At 38.7% G+C, this 762-nt stretch carries 1 pseudogene; it reads right to left on the reverse strand.

From position 1 onward, the window contains the following. Positions 1-762: pseudogene (locus CBI42_RS10985) on the reverse strand (phage tail spike protein); the annotation flags it as partial.

Raw genomic sequence — 762 nt, forward strand, 5'->3', positions numbered from 1 at the left:
ACTAATTTGACAAACATACACTTTCCCACTCGTCGTGCTTCCCAGCCATAGATTATTTTTCAAATCAACTGCAACTCGAAAATATTGTTTTACTTGGCACCACTTGGTTATATTACTAGCACTTGTATTGGCTTGGTATGCCATTGTTACCAAATAATATTTCCCATCAATTGGATCTTTTATTTCTGTATAAATCGTATTGGAACTTTCATCATAGCCGAACGATCCACAATGGCCACCACCAGTTACAAACATCATGCTCTGTAATGTTCCATCAGCGTTCCATTTAATAAATTCACAATCTGAATGGTTTTTGTCTTTAGAATAGTGATAACTAGACAACACCGAACCATCACTTAATAAATATGAAAATTGTAAGGCCCCAATATGCTGATCACCGTTAAAATCTTTGTTGGCGGCATCTTTAGTTTCCCAAAGCTTCTGCCAAGAGCCGTCAGCTGAACTACTGGTATCAATCCACATCTCTGCCTCATCTTTCACATAAGTATCATCAATGGTGACTAATAGTGTCCCGACAAATGGTGGTTCAATCGTAACTTGATAACCATCTTTTGCATGGTCAGCTTCCCACCCAATATCACGGGTACCGTCCATATTAATTTTTTGCCAATTAAAAGCTTGTGGTGACAGATAAGAAGTCACGTTTTCACCTTCAATAAACAATCTCGCAATCACCCGTTTGGAAGTATCTGTGTTATACCAAGTTGAACCTAACGGCGTAATCAAACTGACTGTGGCTGC

The sequence above is a fragment of the Streptococcus sp. KR genome, from assembly GCF_002238115.1.
GTDB lineage: Bacteria > Bacillota > Bacilli > Lactobacillales > Streptococcaceae > Streptococcus.